General features: G+C 63.5%; 4 protein-coding genes. 2 read left to right on the top strand and 2 right to left on the bottom strand.

What is annotated here, in order from left to right; translation table 11 throughout:
* Positions 1-820, top strand: an 820-nt coding sequence (locus tag VHB27_RS19345; RefSeq protein WP_325603585.1) for a BglII/BstYI family type II restriction endonuclease, incomplete at its 5' end; no start/stop codon positions are given.
* 25 nt (positions 821-845) lie between these two features.
* Here the strand turns inward: VHB27_RS19345 and VHB27_RS19340 are convergent.
* Together VHB27_RS19340 and VHB27_RS19335 are read right to left on the bottom strand one after the other, a co-directional pair.
* On the bottom strand, positions 846-2,717 hold the full coding sequence (locus VHB27_RS19340; RefSeq protein WP_325603582.1) for a ribonucleoside-diphosphate reductase subunit alpha: 1,872 nt from the start codon (positions 2,715-2,717) through the stop codon (positions 846-848).
* A gap of 150 nt (positions 2,718-2,867) precedes the next feature.
* On the bottom strand, positions 2,868-3,935 hold the full coding sequence (locus tag VHB27_RS19335) for an LLM class flavin-dependent oxidoreductase (protein WP_325603580.1): 1,068 nt from the start codon (positions 3,933-3,935) through the stop codon (positions 2,868-2,870).
* Positions 3,936-4,108: 173 nt separating this feature from the next.
* Between VHB27_RS19335 and VHB27_RS19330 the strand changes: the two genes are divergently transcribed.
* Positions 4,109-4,786 carry a nitroreductase gene (locus tag VHB27_RS19330; protein WP_325603578.1) on the top strand — a complete coding sequence of 226 codons (678 nt, stop codon included), beginning with the start codon at positions 4,109-4,111 and terminating at the stop codon, positions 4,784-4,786.
* Positions 4,787-5,011: the final 225 nt, after the last annotated feature.

The following is a 5,011-nucleotide window of genomic DNA, read 5'->3' as shown; positions in this document are numbered from 1 at the left end:
CTCCTGGCGAATGTTCGAAACGCTGATAGGAAAAGGGTTCCAAGTCGAATTTCATTCGCATGCCAAGGCAATCTTGAGTGTCGACTTTCCGGAGGCCGTGGCTGAACTCGAACAAGCACTGAATTCCTCGACGATTCCGATCGAGGAGATCATCGCGGGAGGCGGCGGTGAAGCGAAGGGGACGCAGCGTCTCCGTAAAACGCTGACATTGTTGAACTGGCCAAAGTTTGTTTTCATTATCGAAAAAATCATCAATGGACAGCCGCGAGAGAGCGTATCACATGAGATAGACCACGTTCGTACCTTTAAATCTGGCGCTCGGATTGCTCTTGAAATCGAATGGAACAACAAGGATCCATTTTACGACCGAGACCTGGAGAACTTCAAAAGACTCCATGCGGATGGTGCGATATCGGTCGGGATAATTGTCACACGTGGCCGAGCGTTGCAGGCCAACATGCGGAATTTAGTCAGGCGCTTCCTGAATGAACGTCAGATTGAAGGTTTTCTGGATCTCGAACAATGGAATTGCAGTCCGACGTCGAAGCAGCGGGCAGAGATTTCAAGGCGAATGAATCGCTCCAAGAACCCACTGTCATTCCGAGATGCATTCACCGAGAAATTTGTCAGTGACAAATTTGGGGAAGCAACGACACATTGGGAAAAACTGGAGCGTCGCGTTCAGAGAGGGGTCGGAAACCCATGCCCGCTCCTTCTGATAGGACTTCCCGACTCCATCGTCACGTTCCATGAGCGCGAGGCTGCACTTCAGGAAATCGACACGGAGGCCGATCCCGAAGATGACAATCTCGAAGACTAGCCGCCGCTGACGTCATTTGTGAAAGCTACTGACAGGCCAGGCATTCCTCATAATTCGTCGTCTGCTGCCCCATCGCCACCAGCGGCAGCCGCACCTGCTCGTTTGCCGGAGTAATCTGTTTGGCAACGACATTATCGTACACCACCGGACCGGTAACCTTCTCGCTGACATTGTCGGCCCGCGCGATCGACAGGCTGCGGCAGTAATAGAGCGACTTCACCCCGCGCTTCCAGGCCATCATGTGAATCTGGTGCAGGTCCCGCTTATGCACGTTGGCGGGCAGGAACAGGTTCACCGACTGGCTCTGGCAGATGAACGACGCGCGATCGGCGGCATGCTCGACGATCCAGCGCTGGTCCAGTTCGAACGCCGTCTTGTAGACCGCCTTTTCCTGTTCGTTCAGGAAATCCAGGTGCTGCACGCTGCCTTTCGCCAGGGTGATCGAGGACCAGATCTCCTCGTTGTCCATCCCCTTTTCGGCCAGCAGCTTTTTCAGGTGCCGGTTGCGCACCGAGAAGCTGCCCGACAGCGTCTTCTGCAGGAACACGTTCGCCGCGATCGGCTCGATCCCCGGCGACGAATTCCCCGCGATGATGGAAATCGACGCGGTCGGCGCGATCGACAGCTTGTGGGAGAATCGCTCCATCACACCGTATTCCTCGGCGTCCGGGCAGGCCCCTTTTTCCTTCGCCAACCGCAGCGACGCCGCGTCCGCGTGCGCGCGGATGTGACGGAACATCTTCTTGTTCCAGACCTTCGCGATCACGCTCTCCCACGGCACGTTCTGCGCCTGCAGGAACGAGTGGAAGCCCATCACGCCCAGGCCGACCGACCGTTCGCGCATCGCCGCGTAGCGCGCCTTGTCCATCCCGTCCGGCGCACGGTCGATGAAATCCTGCAGCACGTTGTCGAGGAAGCGCATCACGTCCTCGATGAAGGTCGGGTGGTCCTCCCACTCGAACCAGTTCTCCAGGTTCAGGCTGCACAGGCAGCAGACCGCGGTGCGTTCGTTGCCCAGGTGGTCAGTGCCGGTGGGCAATGTGATCTCGCTGCACAGGTTGGAGGTCTTCACCTCCAGCCCTGCCAGCTTGTGGTGTTCGGGCCGCGCGTTGTTCACATGGTCGGAGAACACCAGGTATGGCTCGCCGGTCTCGATCCGCGCCGTCAGGATGCGGATCCACAGGGACCGAGCGGAGATCTTGCGCACGACGCTGTGGTCCTTGGGGGAGCGGAGGGCCCATTCGTCGTCCCGCTCGACCGCCCGCATGAACGCGTCGGAGATCTGGACGCCATGGTGCAGGTTCAGCGCCTTGCGATTCGGATCGCCCCCGGTCGGGCGGCGGATCTCGACGAACTCCTCGACCTCGGGATGCCAGACCGGCAGGTAGACCGCGGCCGATCCGCGGCGCAGCGAGCCCTGGGAGATCGCCAGCGTCAGGCTGTCCATCACCCGGATGAACGGAATGACGCCCGAAGTCTTGCCGACCGCGCCCACTTTCTCGCCGATCGAGCGCAGATTGCCCCAATAGGATCCGATGCCGCCGCCCTTGGCGGCGAGCCAGACATTCTCGTTCCACAGGCCGACGATGCCTTCCAGCGAGTCGGACGCCTCGTTCAGGAAGCAGGAGATCGGCAGGCCGCGGTTGGTGCCGCCATTCGACAGGATGGGGGTGGAAGGCATGAACCAGAGCTTCGACATGTAGTCGTAGATGCGCTGGGCATGGGCGGGGTCGTCGCCGTACTGGGACGCGACCCGCGCGAACAGGTCCTGGAATTCCTCGCCCGGCATCAGGTAGCGGTCGGTCAGCGTGGCCTTGCCGAAATCGGTCAGCAGCGAATCCCGGGAACGATCGACGTGAACCTGAAAACGACCCGGCATCTGGACTGCATCAAGCATTGCGGCCTCCACGGCGGTCTCCCCCGGTAATGTCACGTCAGAAGCCCCTTTCTCGTCGGCGATCCGGATTCACGGCAAACGTTTATGACCGTGTCTTCACACAATATAGGGGTGATGTTGCAGGCTGGCCACAACATGCTGACGGTGGGATCAGAAAGCCGCCTTCAGCTTCGCCCAATCCTCGATCGCCGCCTCCTGGCCGGGGATCAGTTGGATGGTGAACTGCGTGTATCCCCCGTCGCGCAGCGCCGCGATCCGGTCCAGCAGGTCCGCACGCGTCCCGGTGAACGTCGTGCGGCGGATCAGCTCCGCCGTCACGAAGGGGCGCTCGATGTCCTTCACCGCCATCAGGTGCCCGCGGTGGTTCTCCAGGTAACGCGCATCCTCCGGCTCGAAGCGGCGGGCCAGCTCGATATAGCCGTTGACGGCGTCGGCGACCTCGGACGGGACGGGCGAGGTGTTGGGCAGCCCCGACAGCGCCTCATCCGCCGCGCGATGCAGCAGCACCGTGGCGCGCGGGCCGGCCTGGGCGATGGCGCGGGGGCTGTCGGCCGCCTCGCCGTCCTCCAGGACACAGCCCAGGGCGAACGCCACCGCGGTCAGGCTGGCGGGGGCGTTGCCGGCTTTCGTCCAGCTGCCCTGCATGGCTTGCATCGCGGCGTTGCCGCCCGCCACGTCGCCCACGAAGTTCAGCCAGCCGGCCTTGAGCCTGGCCACCAGGTCGCGGCCGCGCGGACCATAGGCCGAGACGTGCAGCGCCACCTTGTCCTTCAGGTTGATCAGCCCAAGCTCGGGATTGAGGAAGGTGATCTTGCGCCGCTTGCCCTCGACCTCGAAATCCGGGGTCTCGCCGGCCAGCAGGGCCATGACGACGCGGATGTATTCCTCCATATCGGCCTGCTTCATGGCGCCCAGGCCCATGGTGCGCCGGCCGGTGAACCCCGTGCCGACGCCGAAGTCGATCCGCCCGGGTGCCAGCGCGTTCAAGGAGGCGAACGCATTGGCCGTCACCGGCGCGATGCGGTTGGAGGGGATCAGCACCCCCGTGCCCAGCCGGATGCGGCTGGTCTGCGCCGCGGCGATGCCCATCGCGACGAAGCAGTCGGCGCACAGCATCTGGGTGTCATAGAACCAGGCATGGGTGAACCCGAGTTCCTCGGCACGCTTGACGACTTTGTAGCTGTCGGCGGCGGTGGGGATGGCGATGCCGAATTCCATGGCGGTCTCCTCGGGGATTTTGGGCCTACTGGATCACGCCGGGGCAGGGGCGTCCACCGCCGCCGTCCCGTCCGTCGCCGGACCTGGGGTTGGCGTCGCGCCATCCGGCCCTTTATCTGACCGCGACTGACCCTTCGCTGGCCCATGCACCGGCCTATCCAGAGGACACATTCGTGAACGACGTCGATCAAGCGATTTCCAGCCGCCGGTCGATCCGGCGGTTCCTGCCGACACCCGTGCCGTCCGAGACGGTCGAGGAGATCCTGGACCTCGCTGCCAGGGCGCCGAGCGGGTCGAACATGCAGCCGTGGCGGGGCTATGTGCTGGCGGGGGCGGCGAAGGAGCGGCTGGTCGCAGCCGTGCAGGCTGAGTACGACGCCGGCTCGTCTGAGCATAAGCAGGAGGTCCAATACTACCCGGACGACTTCTTCGAACCGTACCTGGCGCGCCGGCGCGAGGTCGGCTGGGGGCTGTACGGCCTGCTGGGCATCGGCCGCCGCGACGGGGAGAAGATGAAGGCCCAGCATCGGCGGAACTTCCAGTTCTTCGATGCGCCGGTGGGGATGATCTTCACCATCCATCGCGGCCTGGCGACCGGATCCTGGCTGGATTACGGGATGTTCCTGGAAAATATCATGGTCTCGGCCCGCGGTCGGGGCCTGGACACCTGTGCGCAGGCCGCCTGGTCGCACTACCACCGCGCGATCCGTCCGGTGCTGGGCCTGGCGGAGGAGGAGATCGTGGTCTGCGGCATGGCCCTGGGCTACGCCGACCCCGACGCCCCCGAGAACACGCTGCAGACCATCCGAACGCCTGCTCGGGACTTCATGCGGTTCGAGGGATTCGCATAGGCCGGCCAGGCCGGTTGCGGCAGGCTGCGAAAGGCCGTTTCGGGCCTGACCGGTCGACCCCCTCCTGCCATGGCCGGCCTTGCACCGGCCATAGGCTTTCCCATGATGCCGCCTAAGCCTGCTGCCCCCGCATCGCCGCCGCGAACAGCTTCGTGTTGTGATCCAGCATCGTCAGATACGTCGCAGCCGGCCCGCCCGGCGGTGACAGCGCATCGGAGTAGACCG

It is taken from the genome of Rhodopila sp., from assembly GCF_035548235.1.
Lineage (GTDB): Bacteria > Pseudomonadota > Alphaproteobacteria > Acetobacterales > Acetobacteraceae > Rhodopila.
This window is presented reverse-complemented; position numbering and strand designations above follow the sequence as displayed.

Bases quoted from the DNA above. Each gene is read 5' to 3' on its own strand.
- VHB27_RS19340 (WP_325603582.1), bottom strand. From the start codon at position 2,717: ATGCTTGATGCAGTCCAGATGCCGGGTCGTTTTCAGGTTCACGTCGAT.
- VHB27_RS19335 (WP_325603580.1), bottom strand. From the start codon at position 3,935: ATGGAATTCGGCATCGCCATCCCCACCGCCGCCGACAGCTACAAAGTC.